27 protein-coding genes and 1 pseudogene are annotated in these 24,645 nt (G+C 39.8%); all 28 read right to left on the minus strand.

Going from position 1 to position 24,645, the window contains the following annotated elements; all coding sequences use genetic code 11:
- Nucleotides 1-89 precede the first annotated feature (89 nt).
- The gene (locus tag FD16_RS00360) at nt 90-1,004 is read right to left on the minus strand and encodes a lactate/malate family dehydrogenase (RefSeq protein ID WP_010622827.1); all 915 of its coding nucleotides are present in this window, start codon (nt 1,002-1,004) and stop codon (nt 90-92) included.
- 126 nt (nt 1,005-1,130) lie between these two features.
- The gene (locus FD16_RS00365; RefSeq protein ID WP_010622828.1) at nt 1,131-1,964 is read right to left on the minus strand and encodes a MetQ/NlpA family ABC transporter substrate-binding protein; all 834 of its coding nucleotides are present in this window, start codon (nt 1,962-1,964) and stop codon (nt 1,131-1,133) included.
- A 23-nt stretch (nt 1,965-1,987) separates the two neighbouring features.
- A complete protein-coding gene (locus FD16_RS00370; RefSeq protein ID WP_050899287.1) occupies nt 1,988-2,617 on the minus strand; it encodes a methionine ABC transporter permease in 630 nt (209 codons plus the stop codon).
- Nucleotides 2,618-2,669: 52 nt separating this feature from the next.
- On the minus strand, nt 2,670-3,710 hold the full coding sequence (locus FD16_RS00375) for a methionine ABC transporter ATP-binding protein (RefSeq protein WP_010622830.1): 1,041 nt from the start codon (nt 3,708-3,710) through the stop codon (nt 2,670-2,672).
- 386 nt (nt 3,711-4,096) lie between these two features.
- Complete coding sequence (locus FD16_RS00380; RefSeq protein WP_010622831.1) at nt 4,097-4,396, minus strand: glycine cleavage system H family protein; 300 nt, start codon at nt 4,394-4,396, stop codon at nt 4,097-4,099.
- A 19-nt stretch (nt 4,397-4,415) separates the two neighbouring features.
- Nucleotides 4,416-5,615 carry an FtsW/RodA/SpoVE family cell cycle protein gene (locus FD16_RS00385; RefSeq protein ID WP_010622832.1) on the minus strand — a complete coding sequence of 400 codons (1,200 nt, stop codon included), beginning with the start codon at nt 5,613-5,615 and terminating at the stop codon, nt 4,416-4,418.
- Between the two features lie 61 nt (nt 5,616-5,676).
- A pseudogene (locus tag FD16_RS12515) lies at nt 5,677-5,874 on the minus strand (DUF2969 domain-containing protein); the annotation flags it as partial.
- Nucleotides 5,875-5,900: 26 nt separating this feature from the next.
- A complete protein-coding gene (yidD, locus tag FD16_RS00390) occupies nt 5,901-6,125 on the minus strand; it encodes a membrane protein insertion efficiency factor YidD (protein WP_033386166.1) in 225 nt (74 codons plus the stop codon).
- A 23-nt stretch (nt 6,126-6,148) separates the two neighbouring features.
- The gene (gene mreB / locus FD16_RS00395; protein WP_010622835.1) at nt 6,149-7,150 is read right to left on the minus strand and encodes a rod shape-determining protein; all 1,002 of its coding nucleotides are present in this window, start codon (nt 7,148-7,150) and stop codon (nt 6,149-6,151) included.
- A 47-nt stretch (nt 7,151-7,197) separates the two neighbouring features.
- The gene (gene murA / locus FD16_RS00400; protein ID WP_010622836.1) at nt 7,198-8,511 is read right to left on the minus strand and encodes a UDP-N-acetylglucosamine 1-carboxyvinyltransferase; all 1,314 of its coding nucleotides are present in this window, start codon (nt 8,509-8,511) and stop codon (nt 7,198-7,200) included.
- A gap of 27 nt (nt 8,512-8,538) precedes the next feature.
- On the minus strand, nt 8,539-8,769 hold the full coding sequence (locus FD16_RS00405; protein ID WP_010622837.1) for a DUF1146 family protein: 231 nt from the start codon (nt 8,767-8,769) through the stop codon (nt 8,539-8,541).
- A gap of 149 nt (nt 8,770-8,918) precedes the next feature.
- Nucleotides 8,919-9,335 carry a F0F1 ATP synthase subunit epsilon gene (locus FD16_RS00410; RefSeq protein WP_010622838.1) on the minus strand — a complete coding sequence of 139 codons (417 nt, stop codon included), beginning with the start codon at nt 9,333-9,335 and terminating at the stop codon, nt 8,919-8,921.
- An 11-nt stretch (nt 9,336-9,346) separates the two neighbouring features.
- Nucleotides 9,347-10,753, minus strand: coding sequence for a F0F1 ATP synthase subunit beta (atpD, locus tag FD16_RS00415; protein ID WP_010622839.1), 1,407 nt, complete (start codon nt 10,751-10,753; stop codon nt 9,347-9,349).
- Between the two features lie 30 nt (nt 10,754-10,783).
- Complete coding sequence (locus tag FD16_RS00420) at nt 10,784-11,710, minus strand: F0F1 ATP synthase subunit gamma (RefSeq protein WP_010622840.1); 927 nt, start codon at nt 11,708-11,710, stop codon at nt 10,784-10,786.
- Between the two features lie 32 nt (nt 11,711-11,742).
- Nucleotides 11,743-13,287 (minus strand): F0F1 ATP synthase subunit alpha, encoded by a 1,545-nt coding sequence (atpA, locus tag FD16_RS00425; protein ID WP_010622841.1) that lies wholly within the window; start codon nt 13,285-13,287, stop codon nt 11,743-11,745.
- A gap of 29 nt (nt 13,288-13,316) precedes the next feature.
- Nucleotides 13,317-13,859 carry an ATP synthase F1 subunit delta gene (atpH, locus tag FD16_RS00430; protein ID WP_010622842.1) on the minus strand — a complete coding sequence of 181 codons (543 nt, stop codon included), beginning with the start codon at nt 13,857-13,859 and terminating at the stop codon, nt 13,317-13,319.
- Nucleotides 13,849-14,367, minus strand: coding sequence for a F0F1 ATP synthase subunit B (gene atpF, locus FD16_RS00435; RefSeq protein WP_010622843.1), 519 nt, complete (start codon nt 14,365-14,367; stop codon nt 13,849-13,851). The genes atpH and atpF overlap by 11 nt, the downstream gene beginning before the upstream one ends.
- 42 nt (nt 14,368-14,409) lie before the next feature.
- Nucleotides 14,410-14,622: a F0F1 ATP synthase subunit C gene (gene atpE, locus FD16_RS00440; protein WP_010622844.1), complete on the minus strand. Its 213-nt coding sequence runs from the start codon at nt 14,620-14,622 to the stop codon at nt 14,410-14,412.
- A 23-nt stretch (nt 14,623-14,645) separates the two neighbouring features.
- Nucleotides 14,646-15,359, minus strand: coding sequence for a F0F1 ATP synthase subunit A (atpB, locus tag FD16_RS00445; protein WP_010622845.1), 714 nt, complete (start codon nt 15,357-15,359; stop codon nt 14,646-14,648).
- A 212-nt stretch (nt 15,360-15,571) separates the two neighbouring features.
- Nucleotides 15,572-16,837 carry a solute carrier family 23 protein gene (locus FD16_RS00450; RefSeq protein ID WP_056938511.1) on the minus strand — a complete coding sequence of 422 codons (1,266 nt, stop codon included), beginning with the start codon at nt 16,835-16,837 and terminating at the stop codon, nt 15,572-15,574.
- A 151-nt stretch (nt 16,838-16,988) separates the two neighbouring features.
- The gene (locus FD16_RS00455) at nt 16,989-17,765 is read right to left on the minus strand and encodes a YibE/F family protein (RefSeq protein ID WP_010622846.1); all 777 of its coding nucleotides are present in this window, start codon (nt 17,763-17,765) and stop codon (nt 16,989-16,991) included.
- Nucleotides 17,762-18,877 carry a YibE/F family protein gene (locus FD16_RS00460; RefSeq protein ID WP_010622847.1) on the minus strand — a complete coding sequence of 372 codons (1,116 nt, stop codon included), beginning with the start codon at nt 18,875-18,877 and terminating at the stop codon, nt 17,762-17,764. Before FD16_RS00460 ends, FD16_RS00455 begins: the two co-directional genes overlap by 4 nt.
- A gap of 199 nt (nt 18,878-19,076) precedes the next feature.
- Nucleotides 19,077-19,712 carry a uracil phosphoribosyltransferase gene (gene upp, locus FD16_RS00465; RefSeq protein WP_010622848.1) on the minus strand — a complete coding sequence of 212 codons (636 nt, stop codon included), beginning with the start codon at nt 19,710-19,712 and terminating at the stop codon, nt 19,077-19,079.
- Nucleotides 19,713-19,788: 76 nt separating this feature from the next.
- Entirely contained in the window at nt 19,789-21,021 is a 1,233-nt protein-coding gene (glyA, locus tag FD16_RS00470; RefSeq protein ID WP_010622849.1) for a serine hydroxymethyltransferase, read from the minus strand.
- A gap of 59 nt (nt 21,022-21,080) precedes the next feature.
- The gene (locus FD16_RS00475) at nt 21,081-22,106 is read right to left on the minus strand and encodes an L-threonylcarbamoyladenylate synthase (RefSeq protein ID WP_010622850.1); all 1,026 of its coding nucleotides are present in this window, start codon (nt 22,104-22,106) and stop codon (nt 21,081-21,083) included.
- Nucleotides 22,096-22,974 (minus strand): peptide chain release factor N(5)-glutamine methyltransferase, encoded by an 879-nt coding sequence (prmC, locus tag FD16_RS00480; protein WP_010622851.1) that lies wholly within the window; start codon nt 22,972-22,974, stop codon nt 22,096-22,098. Before prmC ends, FD16_RS00475 begins: the two co-directional genes overlap by 11 nt.
- On the minus strand, nt 22,967-24,049 hold the full coding sequence (gene prfA / locus FD16_RS00485; RefSeq protein WP_010622852.1) for a peptide chain release factor 1: 1,083 nt from the start codon (nt 24,047-24,049) through the stop codon (nt 22,967-22,969). The genes prmC and prfA overlap by 8 nt, the downstream gene beginning before the upstream one ends.
- Nucleotides 24,050-24,064: 15 nt before the next feature.
- On the minus strand, nt 24,065-24,637 hold the full coding sequence (locus tag FD16_RS00490; RefSeq protein WP_010622853.1) for a thymidine kinase: 573 nt from the start codon (nt 24,635-24,637) through the stop codon (nt 24,065-24,067).
- Between the last annotated feature and the right edge of the window lie 8 nt (nt 24,638-24,645).

Consider the following 24,645-nt stretch of genomic DNA (forward strand, 5'->3'; position numbering starts at 1 on the left):
TATATGTAAACGACTTAATTGTCAAATACAACATGAATATAAAAAAAGTGAAACTACCTTATTGCGGCAATTTCACACTAAAATTCGTTTTAATTTGATAGACTTTCAATCTTTTGTTTAATAAAGTTCGAAGCAGTAATTAACTGTCCTTGCTCTAAATCAGTTAGTTTAGCAACCATCAATGACCTGATACCAGATAATCCAATAATTGCAGGATAACTAATATACGTTTCAATTCCAGGATGGTAGACAGCAACTGGCATAACTAATCGCTCATCAGATAGAACAGCTTGAATTAGTTTTACCGTACACGTAGCAACAGAAAAATTAGAATACCCTCTACCGGAAAAACTAGACCATGCCTGCTGCTTAGCTGTCATTTCTAATTTTTCGAAATTTAGCTGATAATCATCATGAATGTCATTCATCGATCGACCACTAACACTAAAAGTTGACCAAGCAATAAAATTGGATTCTCCCCGCTCACCATAAACAAAGCCACTAACATTATGAGGTGATACCTGTAGTTGTTCGGCAATCACTGACTTGATTTGCTGGGTTTCAACACAAGTCCCAATTCCAAATACTTGATTTTGAGGAATGCTAACGGTTTTTTGTAAAATCGCAGTGCTGGCCTCATTAGGGTCATTCACATTAATAATCACCCCATTGAATTCCGAGCTTTTTATCTTTTCACCCACCTGTTGAGCGATGGTAACACTAGATGCAAAATCATCTGTTAGATTACCATTCTGTTTACTCTCAGTACTTCTAAAAGATGTAATAATGACATCCGCATTTTTCAATGCAGCGTAATCTTGAATTATTATTTTAGTTGATGTATTTAAGCTGGTGATCGTATTAACTAAATCATATTGTTGTGCTAAAGCTCGTTTATCGTCAACATCAATCAATACCAACTGATCCACAGTTCCTTTAGAAACGAGCGTATATGCTATTGTTTCGCCAACGTGCCCTAATCCAATAATACCGACTTTTCTCATTTTTTTATTGCTACTCCCAACTTCATTTAGTAATAATTTTCTTACAAAAAAAGGTTATGATCCATAATAGTTGTATTACTATTATGGATCATAACCTTTGAAAATCATATCATCAATTCTGATATTCTACTTTTTACCGTTAGGATAAACTGGGATCACAGCACCCTTGTAGTGTTTAAGAATCCATTGTTGAGTACTCTTAGATTGCAAAGCCTTCATCAATTTCTTAATTGCTGGCTTGTTCTTATCTCCCTTACGAACAGCGACAATGTTAGCATATGGCGATGAGTTCTTTTCAAGCGCAATAGCATCCTTAGTTGGGTTAATTTTGGCTTGTTCTGCATAATTAGCGTTAATTACAACAGCATCGCCTTCACCCTTTTCGTAGAACTCAGGCATTAATTTAGGTTCCAAATCTGTCTTGAACGTAATATTCTTCTTATTTGTTGCAATATCCTTAAACGTTGCAGTTGTAATCTTCGTACCTGGTTTCAAAGTAATCAAACCGGCATCTTTAAACAGAGTTAAGACACGACCGTAATCAGCAACGTTGTTACTTACCAAAACAGTGGCATTTTGTGGCAAGTCCTTAAGACTCTTGTACTTCTTTGAATAAACACCAATTGGTTCCAAGTGAACTTTACCAGCACTAACTAAAGTACCGTTGTTTTCCTTATTCCAGTTCTCCAAAAATGGAATATGCTGGAAGTAGTTAGCATCAAGATCGCCATTAGCTAAATCCTTGTTTGGTAATACATAATCTTGGAACACCTTGATTTTAAGGTTAATTCCTTCTTTTTTAAGTTGTGGTTGAACATGCTTTAAAATTTGAGCATGTGGAATGTTTGAAGCTCCCACTGTCAATGTCGTTTCTTTTGATGACGACGACTTCCCACATCCTACTAATAGCAAAGCAACCGCAGCAACGCTTGCTAAACCTGCAATCCATTTTTTCTTCATAATAATTCCCTCCTACAAGAATTTTATCGTTTATCAATGTGCTTAACAGCAAAGTCTCCCAAGTACTGAAATACAAACACAATCAACACAATAATGACAGTTGCCACTAACGTAACCGCATTATTTGAAGCTTGAAATCCATCAAGGTACGCTAGATTTCCAAGTCCACCGGCTCCAATAGCACCGGCCATTGCCGTATAACCAATCAGTGAAATCGATGTAACTGTGATACCGGATACTAGGGCTGGCATGCTTTCAGGCAATAATACTTTGAAAATAATTTGCCACCTCGTCGCTCCCATTGCTTCAGCGGCTTCAATGACTCCGTGATCAATTTCATGAAAAGCTAACTCAACCAACCTGGCATAAAACGGCGCAGCGGAGATAATCAATGATGGTAATGCTGCAGATGGGCCAATAATCGTTCCCATGATTACTTGCGTAGCTGGCAATAACAGAACAATCAAAATAATGAACGGTATCGAACGAAAGACGTTAACAAATGCTGCAACCACCCAGTTCAAAATTTTAACCAAAATTGAATTACTTGAGCTTGTTTCAAATAACAATAATCCTAGCAACGCACCTAAAATTGCAACAACGATGATCGAAACAACAGTCATCCAAATTGTTTCCCAAGTGGCAGAACCCATATCAGGCCAATTAACGTTACTTAGTTTAAAATATGAGGCAAATCCAGTTGTATTACCCACGCTTGATCACCTCCGTCTCAACACGCATCGTGTTAAAGTATTCAATTGCTCCATCCAAACTGTCATGATGATCACTTAATAGTTGAATGTAAAGAGAACCTAGGGCACCCTCTTGTGTCTGATGAATATTACCTTCAATAATGCTTAGATCAACATCAGGAAATTGACGAAGCATTTCTGACACAATCGGCAACTTTGCTTGATCTCCATGGAATGTTAACCGAATTATCAGGCCGTTTGGATACTTATCTAGCAGCTCACTAACCACTACCGTTGTATCATCTAAACTTGCACTTGATGTTTCTTGATTAACAAATCTCTTCGTAATTGCCTGTTGTGGATTCTTGAAGACATCTAGAACCGGTCCTTCTTCAACAATCTTACCTGCATCAAGAACAGCAACATGGTCACAAATTTTACGGATAACGTGCATTTCATGTGTGATTACAACAACTGTTAAATTTAGTTTCTTGTTAATGTCCACCATCAGATCCAACACTTCATCGGTTGTCTGCGGATCAAGAGCACTTGTGGCCTCGTCAGATAGTAAAATTTCGGGATCGTTGGCAAGGGCACGTGCGATACCAACACGTTGCTTTTGCCCGCCTGATAATTCAGACGGATAGGCATTTTCACGACCCTCTAGTCCGACTAGTTCAATTAATTTTTGTGCTTTTTCTTTTCTCTCATTCTTGGAAACTTTAGCAATTTCGAGCGGAAATTCAATATTCTCAAGTACAGTCCGTGACCACAACAAGTTAAAATGTTGAAAAACCATACCAATTTTTAAACGTTGATTTCGTAGGTCTTTACCTTTCAAGCTGCTAATTTCACTGCCGTTAATCGTCACGGAACCGGTTGTTGGAAATTCCAAACCGTTAAGCATTCGGATAATCGTACTTTTACCAGCACCTGAATATCCCACAATTCCGTATATTTTTCCATCAGGAATTGATAAATTGACATCCTTAACAGCATGAACGTCGCCTTCCTTTGCGTTGAATGTTTTCGAAACATTCTTAAATTCAATCACAACTGCATTCCTCCTTTACATACAAAAAAGCCTTTCATCCATAAAAAATCATTAGATCTTTCATCAGGACGAAAAGCTTTGCTTTGCGTGGTACCACCCAAGTTTGCAATAGTTTCACAACTACTGCCTTAACGAGTTAATAAAAACTCTCGCACGATAATGAGTGCAACCATCGCAAATTCATAATTGACTGTCAATTACTTATTTACAAATTAATAGTTTCGAGACCATATTCAACCGATGCCATCCGCCCACTTTCACCATACGTGAGCTCTCTTTTCGGATCACTACCGATTTACTCATCTCTGCAAATTAACATTTAATTAATGACGCTGACCAAAATTATACTGATTCGTAAAAAAGATGTCAAGCACCACGTTCCAATACTACTTAACAATCATAATCCAACGATCTTCTTCATTTCCAGAATTTAGGGTATCCGTAGATGAAGATAAATCAGGATTAACCGTCACAACCTTACCAGCAACAGGACTAGGAATGTCAGTAACCGCTTTTTCTGCTTCCACCGAAATAAATTCTCCATCAACAGTCAAAGTAGTCCCTGAATCTGGTAAGTCAATGAAATTAATCTGTCCTAGTTCATCGACACCCGTCGCACTAATTCCAATCTTGGTAGTGCCATCATCCTGTTTTTTGACCCAAAAATATTTATCTGTTTTTGCCAATTAGCCCATCTCCTAAATATTACCTAAACTGTTCCTTGTTGCTAAACATGTAGGAACGCTGATGGAATCTCATTGACATTATTAGGCCAACACCAATCATGTTGGCAATCAGTGATGATCCACCTGAACTGATAAACGGTAATGGAATACCAGTCAATGGTAATAGTCCGATACTCATCCCAATATTTTCAAATACGTGGAAAAGAATCATCATAATGACACCTGTCGATATATATGCATAGAATTCGTTTTTCGTATCAAAGGTTACTCGAATCATCTGATATATCAAGAAGAAATACAACAGAATCAGCAGAACACCGCCGATAAAGCCAAAATTCTCACCAATAACAGAGAAAATCATATCTGATTCACGAACAGGCACATAAACATTTGACTTATTGAATCCTGTCCCAGAAATACCGCCTGAGCCAACGGCCTTGATACTTTGCCACAACTGATACCCATTGTTCGAAGTATCCTGTGATGGATGCAACCAGGTATCGACACGAGCAAATTGGTAGGATTGGAACCCAACTTTTTCAAGAATCGAACGACCAAAATTAGTGGTAACGAACGCCAAGGCCGTCCCACCAATTACTGCAGCTCCAGCTGCGACGGGAACGATAATTCTCCAACTAATACCAGAAACCAGCAACATACCAGAAAAGATTGCTAAAAACACCAATGTGGTCCCAAAATCATTTTGAAAATGAAGTGAAATAATAATTGGTAAAAGCCAAGCAACCATTTTACCGATCAATCTCAAGTCCGAATTAATCGAATGTATTGGATAGTCACTATTGTGATTAGTGATTACTCGGCCCATCATCAAAATATATGCGGGCTTCATAACCTCAGCTGGCTGAAAAGTGACAGACCCAATCGCAAACCAACTTTTGGCGCCAGTACTAACATAATACGATCGACTATACAAAACCAGCACCGCAAACATTAGAAAGACCCCAAGCCAATATGCTATCGGAGCAACCTTCCATAATTGTTCTGAATCAAATTGCATAATTGCAATAATAGCAAGGGTCCCAATTACATACCATGCCAATTGCATTAAAACTGATTTTACAACGCTAGTTCCTGATGTATCGTGTGTTGCAGCAACATAGATGGAGGCTAATCCAATCAAGGCCAACAATAACACGCAAAAAATAATGCCATAATCAATTCGTGAGTTTTCTTCACTTTCGCGCGCACTTCGTTGCATTACTAACTCCTTTTGCTAAATAAAAATTGAACAGATCACATACAGTAATCATTATAAATGATTAATTATGAAGATGGTATTCTCGCAATACCATTTCTATTCCCTCATCAACCGACTTAGCTCTAAACTGTTCATGTTCGACAACTGCTAAAAATCGTTCGCCATCGGGACGCACTTCACCAATTTCTCTATCACCAATCATCACGACTGATATTTCGTCAGAATTGGATTTTCTTGTTTCAATCGTTACTTCGATTGTTTTATCTTTTTTGACACGTTTTCACCTTAATATTTAGTTTTTTGATTACGTAACAATGTAAAATGGTCAGGAACAGGATCGAACCCACCCTTAACAAACGGATGGCAACGCAAAACACGTGCAATTCCCATTAAAATGCCTCGATAACCGAATCGATCAATTGCTTGAATCATGTAATTAGAACAACTTGGTTGATAACGACAAACGGGCGGCCTTTTAGCAGACACTCCCCGTTGATATAAAACAATCATTTTTTTGAGAATATTAAGCACGATTATTTACGTTTCTTCCCTTTGCCACTAGTTTGCATGCGTTCAAGTAACTCACCAGCACCCTTTGCAACATTATCTAATGGATCCTCAGAGACCACCACTGGCACTTTAAGTTGCTCACTGAACAATTGGTCGATGCCGTTTAATAACGACGTACCACCAGTTAACATCACGCCACGATCAATAATGTCAGAAGCAAGTTCAGGAGGAACGGTCTCCAATACATTCATAGTTGCAGTGATGATCTGTTGCAACGTATCATGAAGTGCTTTTTCAATTTCATTTTCATCAATTTCAATTGCTCTTGGCATTCCACTAACTGCATCACGTCCGCGGACTTCCATCTTCTTTGGATCGTCAACTTTTAAAGCAGTTCCAACTTCCATCTTAATGTTTTCAGCAGAGTGTTCACCGATTACTAAGTTATGCTTACCCTTAATATAATTAACGATGTCCGTGTTCATACGATCTCCAGCCACACGTAGTGATTGACTTGAGACAATGTCACCCAGTGACAGAATGGCAATGTCACTCGTACCGCCACCCATATCAATAACCATGTTACCACTTGGTTTAAAAATATCTAACCCCGCGCCAATAGCGGCAACCTTAGGCTCATATTCAAGATAAACTTTGCCACCACCAGATTGTTCTGCGGCTTGCATAATTGCTTTTCTTTCAATCTCAGTAATATTTGTGGGAGCACAAATCATAATGCTAGGTTTCGACATGAATCCTTTAACATTCAATTTGTTGATAAAATACGTCAACATTTCCTGTGTTACATCAAAGTCAGAAATAACACCATCTTTTAAAGGACGAATGGCCCTGATGTTACTGGGTGTGCGACCAACCATACGATATGCCTCTGATCCGACTGCCAGAACTTTGTCGGTTTTTGTATCAACAGCGACAACGGATGGTTCGTTTAGCACAACCCCCTTTCCTTGAACATAAATTAGAACATTCGCCGTTCCAAGATCAATTCCGATATCCCTAGCCATTATGTTTCTCCCTTCAAATTTTTCGTTCGTATTATAACATATTTATTTTATTGCTCAACATTAGTCGACATGTCGCCTAATGATATTGTCGTTGAATCATCAACATCAACACGTGCAATTTCAGCGCCTAGTTTTTTCAACTTACCAGTAAAGTTGTAATAACCACGATCAAGATACTTCAAGTTGGTGACTTGCGTATATCCCTTTGCAACCAGGCCAGCTAATACCAATGCGGCAGCGGCTCTTAAATCCGTAGCGGCAACCTCTGCACCATTGAATTCCGTTGGGCCTTCAAGGACCGCACTTGAGCCTTCAATTGCAAACTTAGCATTCATTCGACGTAATTCGTTGAGATGCATGAATCGATTTTCAAAAACAGTTTCTTCAAGAATAGAAGTACCATGTGCACATAACTGCAGAACTGAAATTTGTGGTTGCATATCAGTTGGAAATCCTGGATGTGGCATTGTTTTAACGTTAGCCGGTAAGATAACTGATGTTCCAATCACTCTTACACCATCATCTTGTTCAACCACAGTCACGCCCATCTCTCTAAGTTTTGAGATCAATGGTTTATTGTGCTCTGGAATTGCATCTTCAATAATTACATCACCATTAGTGACAGCCGCGGCAACCATAAAAGTGCCTGCTTCAATCCTGTCTTGTACAACAGAATGTTCGCAACCATGTAAGAAAGTGACACCTTGAATTCTGATCGTTTCAGTACCAGCACCGTGCACGCTAGCACCCATTTTGTTCAAAACATTGGCCAAGTCAACAATCTCAGGTTCTCTAGCAGCGTTTTCAATCGTTGTGATACCGTCCGCAAGCGTGGCTGCCATCATAATGTTCTGAGTAGCCCCAACGCTTGGAAAATCAAGATAGATGTTACCACCGGTTAAGTGGTCCGCAAATGCTTCAACGTAGCCATCATGCTGTTCAATCGTTGCACCAAGAGCTTCAAACCCCTTTAAGTGCAGGTCAATTGGTCGAGATCCAATGGCACATCCACCTGGCATCGCCACTTTAGCATGACCACAACGAGCAAGCAGCGGTCCCATGACGACCATCGATGCCCGCATTTTTGAAACATACTCAAACGGTGCCTCCGAAGAAATTTTCTTTGACGCATCTAAAATCAATTGATTGTTTGATTCATCAAAATTGACACTAATGTTCAAGAACTTCAACACATTATTCATTGTGAATACATCAGAAAGAATTGGGACATTAGTTAACTTTACAACACCAGAAGAAGCTAAGATACTTGCAGCCTGAATAGGCAATACAGCATTTTTGGCACCTTCGATTTGAATACGACCTGAAAGCCGATTACCACCCTTAACAATAATTTTATCCATGAAGAATTCCCCCGACAGTCCGAAAGTTTATTTTAACAAGTAACCAAGATTTTGTAATGATCCAAAAAAGCTCATAAAAAAGCTTGCACAGCCGTACCCAATCGCAATCGACAATAACACTTTTAATAATGGCATGGTTTTAGGCGCCTGTCTAAATAAACGTTCAATATGTAATTCTTGAAGACACCTAAAAGTAATCCAGATAAATCCTAACTGGACAACAATCGTAATAATTGCATCGATTCCAATCGTTTTCATGTTAAAAGCTCCTTTGCAGTCATCATTCATGATAACATAATCGGTTTATATCTGTCTCTTGCCTTTACCAAACTTTAATAGTAAAAGCACACAAAAAAGAGGCCAAGTTATTATCACCTAATAACTCAGTCTCTTTGTAAGTTAAACGACTAATTTTCAGATAGCTTCAAACGGTTAATTGCCCGCTTCAAAGCCACTTCAGCACGTGCTAATTCGTCTTTATCAGAAACTTCCTTAGCATGCGCAATGTGTTGTTCTGCACGATCTTTAGCGTCTTGCGCACGTTCGATATCAATATCGTCAGGTGTTTCGGCACTGTCAGCAACAATTGTTGCCACGTTGTTTGAGAACTCAACAAATCCGCCGTTCACAGCGATTTCATCCTCGCTGTCGTCAAATTTAACTTTGACAGCATCGATTTTAAGACCGGCAACCACGGGAACGTGGTTAGCCATGACACCAATGTCACCACCGGTAGTCTTAAGGACAATCATCGTCGCGTCTTTTTTGTCATACACACTTCCATCAGGAGTAACAATGGTGACGTCTAATTTATGATCAGCCATGTCTATGCCCCCTAGTTAGTCTGTTGTAATTTCTTAGCTTTTTCCTTCACATCTTCAATGGGACCAACAAGACGGAATGCTTCTTCAGGAAGATCATCAAAGTCACCTTCAAGGATTTCCTTGAAGCCTTCAATCGTATCTTTCAAAGGAACGTAAGCACCTGGTAATCCAGTGAATTGTTCAGCAACACTGAAACTTTGTGATAAGAAGAATTGAATACGACGAGCACGACCAACGATCGTTTGCTCTTCGTCAGATAATTCATCCATACCAAGAATTGAAATGATATCTTGAAGTTCATGATACCGTTGCAAAACATGTTGGACACCTGTAGCAACATCGTAGTGTTCTTGTCCAACAATTTCTGGTGTTAAAGCAGTAGATGTTGAGGCAAGTGGATCCACGGCTGGATAGATACCTTGTTGAGTCAAGGCACGTTCCAAGTTAGTAGTGGCATCCAAGTGAGCGAAAGTTGTGGCAGGAGCAGGATCGGTATAATCATCGGCAGGAACATATACGGCCTGAATAGAAGTGATTGAACCCTTCTTAGTAGAGGTGATACGTTCTTGCAATTGACCCATTTCTGTAGCCAACGTTGGCTGGTAACCAACGGCGGATGGAATTCGACCAAGTAAGGCAGAAACTTCTGAACCGGCTTGGGTGAAACGGAAGATGTTGTCAATAAATAACAACACATCTTGACCCTTAACGTCACGGAAGTATTCAGCGATGGTCAAACCTGTCAGAGCCACCCGCATACGAGCACCAGGCGGCTCGTTCATTTGACCATAGACCATGGCCGTTTTCTCGAGAACCCCCGATGCCTTCATTTCATAATACATATCATTTCCTTCACGAGTACGTTCGCCGACACCCGTAAAGACAGAGATACCATTGTGTCCCTGTGCAATGTTGTGAATCAGTTCTTGGATAAGAACAGTCTTACCAACACCGGCACCACCAAATAAACCAACTTTACCACCACGAACATATGGAGCTAGTAGATCAATAACTTTGATCCCTGTTTCCAAGATTTCCGTACTGTTGTTAAGTTCATCATAGGCAGGTGCATCACGGTGAATTGGATTACGTTCTGCATCCGGACCAAATTCAGCGCCGCCATCAATTGGGTCACCCAAGACATTGAACACACGACCTAATGTATCATCACCAACAGGTACTGTAATTGATGACTCAGTGTTTTCAACATCCATACCACGTTGAAGACCATCAGTACCATCCATGGCAATTGTCCGAACAACGCCGTCGCCCATTTCAAGAGCAACTTCGACTGTCAGAGTTTTACCATCAGCAAGCTGAATCTTCAAAGCAGTATTGATATCAGGTAATGCATTGTCTAAGGGGAACTCAATATCGACAACTGGTCCGATAACTTGTACAACTTTACCAGAACTCATTTAGTTGTATCCTCCTCTTCTCAAAGATTTTTATTCAAGTGCAGCTTGACCACCAGTAATTTCAGTAATTTCAGTGGTGATCGCAGCTTGCCGCGCACGGTTATATTGCAATTCAAGACTAGCAATCAAATCGTCCGCATTATCTGAAGCAGATCTCATAGCGTTTGAGCTTGATGCATGTTCAGAAGTTTTAGCATCCAAAATTGCACCATATACAAGGCTTTCAGCATATTGAGGAAGTACTGCAGATAAAATATCTGTTTCTGAAGGTTCAAATTCATATTCTGGACCCACTTGATGTTCTTCTGAATCAGATTCAGTATCATCAACAGTTGATTCAAGTGATTCTTCAGAAATCGGCAACATCTTGTATGTTTGAACCCGGGACGAAATCCGGTTAACAAAGTGACTATACGACAAATATAATTCATCAAACACTTCGTTACCATACATTTCAGTTACTGTTTTAACGATTTCCCGGACATCCACAAATTTTGGAACATCATTGACACCAGAATATTGGTAAGCAATGTTCATCCCACGCTTTGTGAAAAATTCAGTTCCTGTGTTACCAACTGTTAGGAACACGGTATTGTCCTTGTTCAAATCATGTTCACGCATGAAGTCAAGCGTTGACTTGATGATATTACTGTTGTAACTACCAACTAGTCCACGATCTGAAGTAATGACCAAAATCCCGGTTTTCTTAACGGGCCGTTGCACAGCCAACGGAGAAACCGACGAATTTCCACCAGCAGAAACGAGATTAAAAATGTGAGCCTGTGCTAAATGTGAAATAACACCGTTAACTTTAGCAGCATATACTTGATACGTCTTCGTGTGTTTCTGAATCTGATTCAACTTTGAAGTTGATACCATTTGCATCGCACTCGTAATTTGACGTGTACTCTTAGTAGACGCAATCTTATGTTTAACAGCAGATAATGAAGCTGGCACTTAATCTCACCGTCCTTTCCTACCGGTCAATCCTATTTATTTGAATCCTTTGAAGCAACAGCCTTCTTATCTGAACTGCCTTGGAATCCTTCAGCAAATTCCTTCACTGCTGAATCAAGACTATCATCTTCAGGAAGCTTCTTTGTTTCCTTCAATGCATCCCAAACTTCTTGATGGTTGGCAGCCATAAAGGCAAACAACTCACTTTCAAAGCGTTGGATATCATCAATTTCAACGTCATCAAGGAATCCATGGGTCAAGGCATACAAAATCGTAACTTGTTGTTCTGCGGATTCAGGTTGGTGAAGTCCTTGCTTCAAAACTTCAACAGTCCGACTACCACGGTTCAACTTAGACTGAGTAGCTTCATCCAAATCAGAACCAAATTGAGCGAATGATTCCAATTCACGGAATGATGCTAAGTCCAAACGAAGTGTACCAGAAACTTTCTTCATGGCCTTGATTTGAGCATCCCCACCAACACGGGAAACAGAAGTACCAGCATCAATGGCTGGACGATTACCTGCATAGAATGAGTCAGAATCTAAGAAGATTTGACCATCAGTGATGGAGATAACATTCGTTGGGATATAAGCTGAAACGTCACCAGCTTGAGTTTGGATGATTGGCAAAGCAGTCATTGATCCGCCACCCAATTCATCAGATAACTTAGCTGCACGTTCCAACAAACGTGAGTGGGTATAGAAGATATCACCAGGATAAGCTTCACGACCAGGAGGACGACGAAGAATCAGTGAAAGTTCACGATATGCATCGGCTTGCTTCGTTAAATCATCATAAACGATTAACACATGCTTGCCGTTGAACATGAATTCCTCACCCATTGCGGCACCGGCATAAGGCGCGATGTAAAGCAATGGAGCTGGGTCAGAAGGGCCGGCATCGATAACAATGGTATAATCCATTGCACCGTAACGGCGAAGTGTTTCCACTTGGCTTCTAACAGTTGATTCCTTTTGTCCAATCGCAACATAAATACAAATCATGTTTTGATCTTTTTGGTTGATGATCGTATCCATAGCAATTGAAGTCTTACCAGTCTTACGATCACCAATGATCAATTCACGTTGTCCACGACCAATTGGTACCAAGGCATCAATGGCCTTAATACCGGTTTGAAGTGGTTCAAAGACACTCTTACGTTCCATAACGCCGGGTGCCTTTCTTTCGATAGGACGAGTTTTTTCTGCGTTGATCTCGCCTAAGCCATCCACTGGACGACCAAGTGGGTCAACAACACGTCCTAACATTGCATCGCCTACGGGAACTTCCATGATTCTACCGGTACGCTTAACGTTATCGCCTTCACGAATTCCAGTAAAATCACCTAAAATAACGATACCAACATCGTTACTTTCGAGGTTTTGGACCATTCCGTAGACGCCATTATTAAATTCGAGCAACTCACCAGCCATAGCATTATCTAGACCGTGCGCACGAGCGACACCATCACCAACGTAAGTAACAGTACCAGTTTCTTCAACTGATAGCTGATCTTCGTAGTTTGCTAATTGCTGCTTGATGAGTGAACTGATTTCCTCAGCCTTAATGCTCATAAATGTCTCACCTCTTTAAAAGATATTCATTATTTAACAAGTAAACGACGTATCTGTTCAATCTTTGAGCTGAGACTACCATCCCACGACTCATTGTTCGCGCGAATGACTACCCCGCCTAAAATCGAGGGATCAACTTTCTCAGTGAGAGTAATCTCATTAGCATCGATTTTCTTTGCTAAAGTCTCAGATAGTTGATCTTTTTGTGTCGCACTAAGCTTAACCGCTGTAATAACATCGGCATGAACTCGCTTGTTCTTTGAATCATACCGTCGTTCAAACTCATCAATAATTGCGACCATATCATCCATTCGGCCGTAATCAAAAACCATCTTAATCAAGTTGCTGACAACTGGGCTTGCACCCTCCGTCAACACTTTGAGAATTGATTGCTTCTCTTGAACTGATAATTCAACGCTAGTTAAGTAGTATGCTAAATTATCATTTGTTTGAAAAACATCGCGTAATTGCTTTAGTTCTTCAAATGTAGGGTCAAGTTGATCTTGTTCAACGACTAATTCAAACAATGCCTTAGCATAACGGTTTGCAATTGTCATTTTATCAAGACTCATCTTTACCCAACCCTTCAATGTAAGAATCAATTAATGCTTTTTGATCATCAGCATTTAACTCTTTGTGAATGATCTTGGAAGCAATCTCAATAGACAAGTTTGCAACATCGTTTTGCGCACTCTTCAAAGCATCTTGACGCGCTTGTTTGGCGTCTTGTTCAGCATTTTCTTTAAGTGCTTGCGCATCATTTTGCGCCGATGCAACAATTTGTGAACGTTGTTTCTCACCGCTTTGCTTAGCATTTCCAATGATCGTTGCAGCTTCTTGACGTGAGTTCTGTAATTCAGACTGACGCTTAGTTGCTAAATCACTTGCTTCGTTGCGTGATTGCTCAGCACTATCAATATCATTAGCAATTTTTTCTGCACGATCATGCATCATCTTGACAACTGGCTTCCAGGCAAATTTCTTCACTAATAACATCAAGATAACAAATGAAATTATGTAGAAGATCATATCACCTACGTACAAGCTGTTTGATTCAGCTAGAACACTTTGTGCAAACATCTATCGGCACCTCCCTATAAATGAATTTATTAATAACCTTGATTACTTGTTCATTACAAGGAAAGCAATAACAATTGAAATAATAGGCATAGCTTCAACAAGTCCGACACCTAAGAACATGGTCCCACGAAGTGAACCACCTAATTCAGGCTGGCGAGCCGTTCCTTCAATTGTACTTCCAATAACAACACCGTTACCAATACCAGCACCAATAGCGGCACCAGCAGCGGCGATTCCTGCAGCAATTGCTCCCATTATAAAATCCTCCTTAATGTGTGTTATTCCTCCGTAGAAACCTTCGAAGAAATATAAACCGACGTTAATGTTACAAAGACATAAGCTTGAACCGATCCAATAAAGATGGAGAAGCCTTGCCAAACAATTTCAAGAGGCAGGCTCACAATCATTGTCGGTATGCCATGAGAAAACGCCATTCCAGCAACCAGCTTCAATAGCAGTTCACCAGCATAGATATTCCCAAACAGCCGCAAACCTAAGGTAAGAAAGTTACTGAACTCTTCAAATAAATTGATCGGTAACATTGCGGTATACGGTGTACAAAATGATTTAAGATATCCACCAAAACCATTTTTGGCAACCCCGGCAAAATGTGTCAACGTCATAACAATCATTGCCATCGTCATTGTAATGATCGGATCAGCTGTTGGACTTCTCAAGATTTCATTTCCGTTCCAACTGATGTTGAACAGAAGTCCAAATTGGTTAGATACGAAAACAAACACAAACAGTACAAAAATCATGAAATTATAATGCGGTGCTTCATCAGCAGGCATTTGTCCACGAACAATACCATTAGTAAAGTCAATGATCCATTCAATAATATTTTGTCCTCCCTTCGGCTTCATTTGAAGCTTACGGGACAGGCCAAATAGTAAGAAAAATACTATTGCAAATACTATTAAGCCTGAAATTATGTTAGTCCAGTCAAACATGAGGCCGAAAAGCTTAAAAGTAAAAGCGTCACCACCCATGTATATTCCACCTCTTTTCTTTATAACAATTAATTTTGGTTGCGTTGTATACCGGAATATTATAAAAATACGCAAAAACGTACCCAGTAACATTCCAAAATACATAGCAAAATGATACCACCATTTCATGTAAATATCAAAAAAAATTCAAAATAAAAAGTATTCACTACAATGTTAATAAACACCGCTATGTCAATACTTTAATAAATAATTTACTTTTCACTAAACGCTTTTTGCGGAAGAATTAAATTTAAAACTATTCCTAGGACAGCCGCGACAGCCAGCCCGGAAAACTGATACTGTCCCAGTTGTAAATATGCATTTCCAATTCCGATTACCAGAATTGTTGAGCCAATCATTAAATTACGTTTTTGGTCGAAATCAACTTTCTTTTCGATCATCACCCGTAAGCCACTGGATGCAATTACACCAAACAATAAAAACGAAATACCACCAATAACAGGGCTTGGAATAGATTCAATCAATGTACTTAATTTACCGACAAAACTGAATAAAATTGCAAAGAAAGCCGCTCCGCCCAGAACATATACACTGTGTACCCGGGTTATCGCAAGTACCCCAATATTTTCACCATAGCTTGTCACAGGTGGTCCACCGACGAAACCAGCAATAATTGAAGCTGAACCATCCCCGGCGAGCGTATGATGTAGTCCTGGATCTTTAAAAAAGTCTCTACCGGTTAACTGATTTAACACCATTATGTGACCTAGATGTTCCGTCATTGTCACAAATGCAATTGGTGCCATACTGAGAATTGCTCCCCAGTAAACATGTGGGTGGTATGAAATAAATGGAATTTGAAAAGCCGGTAAACTAAACCAAGCTGCCTGCTCGACAGGTTTAAAATCAACAATGCCAAAGACAACTGCTACCAAGTAACCTACAACTATGCCTAATAAGATAGGAATTAACCCTAAAAATCCGCGTAAATACATATTAAAGAAAATCGTCACCAGTAAAGTAATCAAAGCCACTGCAAAGTATTTTATTTCATAGTTACCTGCAGAATTAAGAGTTGCATCTTTAGCTGCTGTTCCAGCAAGTGATAATCCGATTACCATGACAATTGGGCCAACAATGATTGGTGGCAAAACCCGATCAATCCAATCAGATCCAAACATGCTGACAATTAAAGCCACAATCAAATAAACTAATCCAACAGCTACCGTTCCTTGAGCAATCGCTGGATAACCAATCGTTTTCATCATCGCCATCATTGGGACAATAAATGAAAAGCTAGATCCCATATACGCTGGAATTTTAGCTTTAGTGATAAGAATATATAATAACGTACCAACACCCGAACTAAATAATGCGATTCCCGGGTTCAAACCGACTAAAATAGGCACGAGCACCGTCGAACCAAACATTGAAAACATGTGTTGAATTGATAAGCCCACCCATTGAGTGAGTTTAGGTCGATCACCAATATCAAGAACTACATTTCGTTTATCCAAGTCGCACTTCCTCCAAAAAAACAGCCTCAATCACCGTTCGGCGTTCAAGGCTGTTTCATGAATGATGCACAACTTAGCACTCATTTCATTACTTCCCTTGAGGCCTCACAGGACCAACTTAAAAGGACTTTCAAATTTATTAAAAATAAGTCTATTCTTTTTTAGAAGTACTGTCAACGTCGACTTTGTTCTTTCGCTTCGACATAACTAATGAAGTAATTGGCACGGTCAAAATAACACCAACGAAAGAAACTAGGATCATAATCATTTCTGATACAAAGATTTTATTATTAACGATTGAGCCAAATGAATATCCTAGACCGGCAAACCAGATAAATAATGCTAAAAAACCCCCAAAAAAGCCAAAAAACAAAGTATTAAAGGTTGTGCCAATGATACTTTCACCAACGGATAGTCCACTTCTGAATAATTGCTTGTCAGTACTATCAGGGTGCTTTTCAATAATTTCAGTTAATCCCGCTGAAATGGCCATTGCCGCTTCAGCAATCGCACCAAGCGTACTCAAGACTGTCGTTGTAATTGCCACATCGACAAAGTTAATGCCAATAAAAAGAGACATCCCTTCTAGATCTTCTGCATCTTCCTCGCCAAACCCCTGAACCATCGCAAAGTGTTCCACTGGGATAATCAACAGTATTAATATTATCAACACAATTAACGAAGCATAAAATGCAGTTTGCGTGGTCATAAGATCGTCTTCACCCATAAAAATCGTGATAGCTAGTATCACTACTCCTGTAAACAGTGTCACCGGTAACGTGGGTAAGTGAAAAGCAATCATAACTACCGCCATAAACAAAAAACCAAAGTTCAAAATAATACTTAAAAATGATTTCCAGCCTTGTTTACCGCCAATGATTATCATCAACACCATCAGTACCAAACCTAATCCACTAATCGTACTCATGAGATTTTCGCTCCCCTCTTACCAAGCAAGATACCCGCAAGAGCACTAGCCACCGGAATTGCCAATACAATACCAATACCGCTAATTAAACTTTGAACGGTTCCGAGTCCCATATTCATGGCAAAAGTATACCCCCAAGAATTACCATTCTTAAGATACAACAGACTCATCGTAAATGTATCCGCCATAAAAATCATGAATAAAACATTAATTAGTGGTCCCATAATAGACTGGCCGACACGTCTACCGGACAGAAATAGGCTCTTCGCTGTCACGTCAGGATTCAATTGCTTTAGCTCAAACAAGGTTGAGACAATATCAGTTGATTCATCCATTACCGCTCCTAAAGATCCTAACAATGTTTCCGCTAAAAATAGTGGCCGCGGTACTTGAGTAACATATTGCATCGACTCATAATACATGCCTCGCTCATGTGTTAACGAAAAAACCAATAAGCTAAGGCCCATTGCAACCGCAGTACCGAGAGTCGTTGCTCCCAAGGTCGCAAGCATTTTTTTTGATGGTCCCTGCACTATCAGCAGCGTTAATACCGCAAATACAAAGGATAGTGAGCCAAAAATCAGCATTACGTATGTTGCCTGCATCTTTAAATCCAACTGAATCGACAAGAAAAAAATAACTCCATTGAGCAACACACTTAACAAGGCCAGCGCGCCATTAAATCTCATAATTAAAAGAAGCAACACGACTACCAACCAAACTAAAAAGACTAATACCCGATCTCGTTTATAATCTTGAATTGTACCACCCAAATTATGCTTGGATCCTGACAGTTTAACGAATACTTGATCACCAATCTTAAACTTCTGATCCATTGCATGTGAATCGCTATATTGGTTAGTCAGTCGGACCGTCTGTCCTTTATACCTACCATTCATAATTTTTGCCTTGATACTTTGATTTACCAAATGATCTACATTATCAAAATTATCTTTTTGCCTTTGTGGTTTCCCATTTTTCACAGTTTGAACCTGTGCAATTGTTCGCTGATACAGTCCCTGATCGTGTGTAACGAACGTCATCGCTAGCACGCCTGTGATAATCACAATAAGTGCAACCACAATCGTATGTTGATTAACAAATTTCTTCATATTAGAAGGTTCCCTCTCCAATGTCATTTCAAGTTAACATTGTACCGCTGAAACATATTTTAGACATATTTAATTCAAATTCTTTAACTGATCGTAAGGATAATCTGCACAAGACAGATTAAAAAATCTATTTAGTTCAATAATTTACCGAATTTATTCTACAAAAAAAGGCTGAAATTTTCAGCCTTTTTTGTAAAATTTATTTTGTACCAAACAGCCGGTCTCCTGCATCCCCGAGTCCGGGAACAATATAGCCATCTTCGTTAAGTCTTTCATCTAATGCTGCAGTATATATATCAACATCTGGATGTGCCTCTTGTAGTGCTTTAACACCCTCCGGAGCTGATACCAAGCAAACAAACTTGATGTTTTCTGGCTTAGCACCACGTTTCTTCAATGCATCAATTGCCATGATAGCAGATCCACCAGTAGCAAGCATTGGGTCAACAACCAATAATTGACGCTGATCAATGTCAGAAGGTAACTTAACAAAGTACTCATGTGGCTTCAAGGTTTGTTCATCACGGTACATTCCAATATGTCCCACTTTAGCGGCAGGAATCAATTCCAAAATTCCATCAACCATGCCTAAACCAGCACGTAAAATTGGAATAATCGCAACTTTTTTCCCGGCGAGCTGTTTCTTAACCGTTTTTTGAATTGGTGTTTCCACTTCAACATCCTCTAATGGCATATCACGAGAAACCTCGTAACCCATTAGTGTTGAAATTTCATTAACAGTTTCCCGGAAAAATTTTGTGCCGACATTCTTATCACGAATCAACGTTAATTTATGTTGAATAAGTGGGTGATCAAGTACTTCAAACTTGCCCATGACAAATAAACACTCCTTTGAATTTCTTTTCTATTGTACCAAATATAAGTGGTCAAAATACGATTCTCACTAAAAATTAATTAATTTTATGTGCTTCAGTCAGTCGTTTAACTTCTGCAGCAACCTCTGCCATTACCTGATCATCGTCTGATTTTTTAATTACCCGTAAAATCAAATGCGCCACTTGTTGCGCATCACTTTCAGTAAAGCCTCTGCTAGTAATAGCTGGGGTTCCAAGGCGCAGTCCACTAGTCACAAAAGGGCTAAGTGGTTCGTTTGGAATAGATTCCTTATTAGCGGTGATATTGACACTGTCCAGCAGGTTCTGTAATTGTTTACCATTTAGCTTAGTTTTAGAAATATCGATTGTCATTAAATGATTGTCAGTGCCATCTGAAACAACGTGAACAAGGTCATCATTATTAAATACAGCTGCCATCGCCTGTGCGTTTTTCACAACCTGGTTAATGTAATCAGTAAACTCAGGTTGTAAATCCTCATAAAAAGCCTGCGCTTTGCCAGCAATTACATGTTCCAACGGTCCACCTTGTGATCCAGGAAAAACTGCCGAATTTAACTTTTTGGCAAACTTATTCTGACTTAAAATCATTCCTCCCCGAGGCCCACGAAGAGTCTTATGAGTTGTCGTTGTCACGACATCTGCAATTCCAACTGGACTAGGATGTGCTCCCGTGGCCACCAATCCAGCAATATGGGCCATATCAACCATTAAATAGGCACCAACTTGGTCAGCAATGTCACGAAATTTTTGCCAGTCAATAATGCGACTGTAGGCTGAAGCGCCGGCGACAATCAATTGAGGCTTAACTTCCATTGCTTGCTTCAAAATTTCATCATAATCAAGTAGTTCCGTTTCAGTATTTAACCCGTATCCATAGGCTTTGTAAAACTTACCACTAAAATTTACTGCAGCCCCATGTGTAAGATGACCGCCAGCATCAAGACCCATACCAAGAATTGTATCACCAGGTTTAAGCAAGGCCTGATAAACGGCAGCATTGGCCTGTGAGCCAGAATGGGGTTGCACATTAACATACTCCGCACCAAACAACCGCTGTGCATAATCGATAGCTAGCTGTTCAACTTCGTCAATGTATTGACAGCCACCATAGTAACGTTTGCCAGGATAACCCTCCGCATATTTGTTTGTTAATACAGAGCCCTGAGCTTCACGAACTGCATCAGACACAATATTTTCTGACGCAATTAATTCAATCGTATCTTCTTGTCGATGTTCTTCTTTTGTAATTGATGACCATAATTTCGGATCTTTACCTTGATAGTTCACTGACCTCACTCCTTTGTTAATAACCATTGTAATAAAAAAATCGGTCCAGACAATCCCTTTTAGTTATTTAATGAAGAAAAGTGAGCTCCGCCGGCAGATTTGTTTAGCCGATTCATGTAAGCCACCCCAAGTCCTTTATTTTCATAACCTTGAGCGAAAATTACTTTAATTGAATCTTGATCGTCAAATTGACGTAAACCTGCAAACAAGTTGGCACTAGCCTGTTCAATCCCACTACCTAATGAATACGAAGTGACATTTTTTAGATTAATAAAACTTTCTAGAATTTGATCATCTGCTAGGACACCGACTTGTTTTCCATGCTGCTTAACCCAATCGACTACCTTTGCCCATTCTTTAGCGTTATCAACGACATAAACCTGGGCACGTGGTGCGTAATGTTTATACTTCATTCCTGGTGCCTTTGGAGTCTCATTTTGGCCAACTTGATGATGATTTGTATCAATTGAACCAATGACCGCTTCTATCTGGGCCTGAGTCACTGCACCTGGACGCAAAATTACCGGTGTATCAGTGGACATATCTAACACTGTCGATTCAACACCAACCTTGGTTGGACCATCATCCAAAATGCCAGCAATTTTACCACTCAAGTCATGATACACGTGCTGTGCAGTTGTTGGGCTCGGTTTGCCAGAAGTATTAGCAGATGGGCCAACAATCGGTCGACCAGCCAATTTAATTAATTTCAATGTCGCCTGATTGTTAGGAAATCTAAATGCGGCCGTTGTAAGTCCACCCGTGACTGTTTTTGACAACACATCAGGTTTCAATTTAAAAATTATTGTCAGTGAGCCTGGCCAAAACTTAGCCATTAATTTACGAGCTGCGGGTGAAATAATCGCTGCATATTTCTCAACGGTCTCCACATCAGCAACGTGAACAATCAACGGATTATCACTAGGGCGTCCCTTAGCTGCATACACCTGTGAGACCGCCGTTTCATTAGTTGCATCTGAACCCAATCCGTATACTGTTTCAGTTGGAAACGCCACTAACTGGCCATTTGTAATCAAATCTGCAGCCGCTTGAATTTCATTAATTGAATAGATCTTAGTTTGCATTACTATCGCTCCCATTAAATACGTTTCTAACCATCACCATCCGCATTAAATCGTTAATATCATGTTTGGTAACCACATCGGCCTGCGGATAAGACCGTTTAAAGATTGATTCAACACTATTTTCCTGACGATATCCAGTCTCAGCGACAAACACACCGTCACGTGTTAGATATTGATAAAGTTGCGGTGCTATTTCATCATATATCGCAAGACCCTGGTGTTCTGCAAACAAAGCGATATGTGGTTCGTACATGATAACCGCTTCATCCATCATTTTAATTTCATCTGTGCCAATATATGGTGGATTACTGATAATCAAATCAAATTGATGATTTGCTTCAATTTGTTCAAACAAATCACTTTCAATAAAATGGACGGCTGCTTGAAGATGTTGTGCATTCCACCGTGCAACACTTAATGCATCTAAGGAAATGTCACTTGCCGTCACCTGCCAATTTGGTCTCTCAAGTTTGAGCGTAATTCCGATTACTCCGCTACCCGTTCCAATATCCAACACATTTAACTTTGTGCCAGATTTAAACATTTGTAAGACCCAATCAATCATTTCTTCTGTTTCACTTTCAGGAACGAGCACATTCTCGTTAACCTTAAAGTTTCTTCCGTAAAATGGTGCTTTCCCCACAATGTATTGCGCAGGCTCATGATTTAAAATCCGTTCTATCGCCTGTTTAAAAAAAGTGACTTCACCGTTACTCATAATTTCCCGGCGGTGCATTAACCAATCCGTGGTCGACCAATCATGAGACATCAACAAAACATACATTGGTGCATTTTGATCAACGTTTTTACCATTAATACACGAAGAAGCCCAATTAAGGGCTTCTTGGTAAGTCATTTGATTACTCATTTCTAAGTTGCTCCATCTTTTCTGCTTGGTCAGCAATAACCAATGCATCAATGATTTCATCGAGCTCGCCATTCATGATCCGATCCAGCTTATTTAAAGTTAAGCCAATTCTGTGATCCGTCACCCTGTTTTGAGGATAGTTATAAGTTCTGATTCGCTCAGAACGATCGCCAGTTCCCACTTTTGACTTACGCTGTTCGTTGTACGCACTTTGCTCCTTTTGCTGATAATAATCGTACACACGAGACTTTAAAATTTGCATCGCCTTCACACGGTTTTGTTGTTGTGAACGTTGATCCTGCATCGCCACAACAATTCCAGTCGGTAAGTGGGTCATACGAACCGCTGAAGAAGTCTTATTGATGTGTTGACCACCAGCACCGGAAGAACGGTAAACGTCTGTTCGAATATCCTTTGGGTCAAGATCAATATCGACATCTTCTGCTTCTGGCATGACACCAACAGTTGCGGTTGAAGTATGCACACGACCGGCAGATTCCGTTACAGGAACACGTTGAACACGGTGAGCTCCGTTCTCATACTTCAGCTTAGAATAAACGCTATCACCGGTAATCATCAGCACGATTTCCTTAAATCCACCGACCTCAGTTTCATTACGGTCAACGACTTCGATTGTCCAACCTTGTTTTTCTGCATAGCGACTATACATTTCAAATAGATCCGCTGCAAACAAGCTAGCCTCATCCCCACCAGCAGCTCCATGAATTTCCATAATAATGTTTTTGTCATCATTAGGATCTTTAGGAAGCAACAATACACGTAATTCCTGTTCTAGCTTTTCAAGTTGCTCCTTTGAATCAGAAAGCTCTTCTTTAGTCAATTCTTCCATCTCTGAATCTAGCTTTTCACGAAGCAACTCTTCGTCATCACTAATTTGCTGATTAATTTTTTTATATTCATTGTATTTTTCAACAGTGTCTCGCAGACTGCCTTCTTCTTTTGACAACTTCATAAATTTTTGTGTATCAGCAATTACATCTGGATCACTGATTAATTCATTTAATTCATCATAACGATCGGCCACTGCCTGTAATTTTTCAAATATCTCGTCCATTTTAACCTCCGGGGTTTACTTCAACTTTGGGTGAAAGTAATGTTTACGGCACACTGGATAGTATGACTCATTACCACCAATCATCACTTGTTGTCCTTCATAAACTGGTTTACCATCCAGTAATCGTAAATTCATGATTGCTTTCTTGGTGCAGAACCAGCAGATAGTCTTCATTTCTTCAATCTTGTCCGCGTAAATCAATAAATATTTTGATCCCTCAAATAATTGATTGCGAAAATCGTTTTTGAGGCCAAACGTCATCACTGGAATGTTCAACTCATCAACAATTTTGGTTAGTTCAATAATATGTTCCCTTTTAAGAAACTGAGCCTCATCTATTAGCACGCATGAAGCTTCAGGGTTTTCCCGTTTAACGTACTCAAAAATATTGGTGTCTTCCATGATTGGCACTGCTGAACGGTGCATTCCAATTCTGCTGGCAATTTCACCAACTCCAGCTCGATCATCAACGCCACTAGTCAAAATAATCACTGACTTGCCTTGTTCTTCATAGTTGTGGGCAACTTTCAAAATTTCAATTGACTTGCCAGAATTCATTGCACCATATTTAAAAAATAACTGGGCCACTTGTTTCA

Origin of the sequence: Paucilactobacillus suebicus DSM 5007 = KCTC 3549 (assembly GCF_001434475.1) — a bacterium.
Lineage (GTDB): Bacteria > Bacillota > Bacilli > Lactobacillales > Lactobacillaceae > Paucilactobacillus > Paucilactobacillus suebicus.

What these genes read in the sequence shown, in the direction of transcription:
- prmC (WP_010622851.1), bottom strand. Translation starts at nt 22,974, where the DNA reads ATGAGTAATCAAATGACTTACCAAGAAGCCCTTAATTGGGCTTCTTCG.
- atpH (WP_010622842.1), bottom strand. Translation starts at nt 13,859, where the DNA reads ATGAGTCTTGATAAAATGACAATTGCAAACCGTTATGCTAAGGCATTG.
- FD16_RS00475 (WP_010622850.1), bottom strand. Translation starts at nt 22,106, where the DNA reads ATGCAAACTAAGATCTATTCAATTAATGAAATTCAAGCGGCTGCAGAT.
- mreB (WP_010622835.1), bottom strand. Translation starts at nt 7,150, where the DNA reads ATGGCTAGGGATATCGGAATTGATCTTGGAACGGCGAATGTTCTAATT.
- upp (WP_010622848.1), bottom strand. Translation starts at nt 19,712, where the DNA reads ATGGGCAAGTTTGAAGTACTTGATCACCCACTTATTCAACATAAATTA.
- atpA (WP_010622841.1), bottom strand. Translation starts at nt 13,287, where the DNA reads ATGAGCATTAAGGCTGAGGAAATCAGTTCACTCATCAAGCAGCAATTA.
- atpF (WP_010622843.1), bottom strand. Translation starts at nt 14,367, where the DNA reads ATGTTTGCACAAAGTGTTCTAGCTGAATCAAACAGCTTGTACGTAGGT.
- prfA (WP_010622852.1), bottom strand. Translation starts at nt 24,049, where the DNA reads ATGGACGAGATATTTGAAAAATTACAGGCAGTGGCCGATCGTTATGAT.
- FD16_RS00405 (WP_010622837.1), bottom strand. Translation starts at nt 8,769, where the DNA reads ATGAAAACGATTGGAATCGATGCAATTATTACGATTGTTGTCCAGTTA.
- FD16_RS00370 (WP_050899287.1), bottom strand. Translation starts at nt 2,617, where the DNA reads ATGGGTTCTGCCACTTGGGAAACAATTTGGATGACTGTTGTTTCGATC.
- murA (WP_010622836.1), bottom strand. Translation starts at nt 8,511, where the DNA reads ATGGATAAAATTATTGTTAAGGGTGGTAATCGGCTTTCAGGTCGTATT.
- atpD (WP_010622839.1), bottom strand. Translation starts at nt 10,753, where the DNA reads ATGAGTTCTGGTAAAGTTGTACAAGTTATCGGACCAGTTGTCGATATT.
- FD16_RS00460 (WP_010622847.1), bottom strand. Translation starts at nt 18,877, where the DNA reads ATGAAGAAATTTGTTAATCAACATACGATTGTGGTTGCACTTATTGTG.
- FD16_RS00455 (WP_010622846.1), bottom strand. Translation starts at nt 17,765, where the DNA reads ATGAGTACGATTAGTGGATTAGGTTTGGTACTGATGGTGTTGATGATA.
- yidD (WP_033386166.1), bottom strand. Translation starts at nt 6,125, where the DNA reads ATGATTGTTTTATATCAACGGGGAGTGTCTGCTAAAAGGCCGCCCGTT.
- FD16_RS00385 (WP_010622832.1), bottom strand. Translation starts at nt 5,615, where the DNA reads ATGCAACGAAGTGCGCGCGAAAGTGAAGAAAACTCACGAATTGATTAT.
- FD16_RS00360 (WP_010622827.1), bottom strand. Translation starts at nt 1,004, where the DNA reads ATGAGAAAAGTCGGTATTATTGGATTAGGGCACGTTGGCGAAACAATA.
- FD16_RS00365 (WP_010622828.1), bottom strand. Translation starts at nt 1,964, where the DNA reads ATGAAGAAAAAATGGATTGCAGGTTTAGCAAGCGTTGCTGCGGTTGCT.
- atpB (WP_010622845.1), bottom strand. Translation starts at nt 15,359, where the DNA reads ATGGGTGGTGACGCTTTTACTTTTAAGCTTTTCGGCCTCATGTTTGAC.
- FD16_RS00410 (WP_010622838.1), bottom strand. Translation starts at nt 9,335, where the DNA reads ATGGCTGATCATAAATTAGACGTCACCATTGTTACTCCTGATGGAAGT.
- atpE (WP_010622844.1), bottom strand. Translation starts at nt 14,622, where the DNA reads ATGGGAGCAATTGCTGCAGGAATCGCCGCTGCTGGTGCCGCTATTGGT.